Source organism: Caenispirillum bisanense (genome assembly GCF_039523075.1).
In the GTDB taxonomy this organism is placed as follows: Bacteria; Pseudomonadota; Alphaproteobacteria; order Rhodospirillales; family Rhodospirillaceae; genus Caenispirillum; species Caenispirillum bisanense.
On record NZ_BAAAEP010000027.1, the window covers coordinates 62,870 to 63,286 of the forward strand.

Genomic DNA, 417 nt, shown 5'->3' on the forward strand with positions numbered 1-417 from the left:
CCCCCCCCCCCCCTCCCCCCCCCCCCCCCCCCCCCGCCGGCATCGACGACGACGGCGGCGCCGGCGGGGTGATCGCTCAGCCCTGGCGACAGTAATAGGCCGCCGCCCACACCTGCTTGCCCAGTTCCGGCCCGATGAGGTGATCGGTGCGCGTGCGCTGCACCCGCAGGGGGATGGAATGGCGCTCGGCGATCAGCCGCATCACCTGGTCGCGGGTGTCGGGCAGGAAGGCGGCGGCGGCATCGTTCCACAGGCAGGCGCAGTCGATGTCGGCCAGCCGCGCCTGGCACAGGGCGAGGAAGTCCTCCTCCTGGCGATCGGCGGCCTGGGCGGCGATGTCGTCCTCCACATACCCCAGCACCCCGAAGGCGCCGCCGATGCCGAGCACGGCGCCGGCGATGCCGATGGCGACGGCGA

General features: G+C 74.6%; 1 protein-coding gene. It reads right to left on the minus strand.

Annotated features, from left to right (window positions below):
* Positions 1 to 76: 76 nt before the first annotated feature.
* Positions 77 to 417: hypothetical protein (locus tag ABD056_RS13345; protein ID WP_343867340.1), on the minus strand; the 341-nt coding region annotated here is incomplete at its 5' end.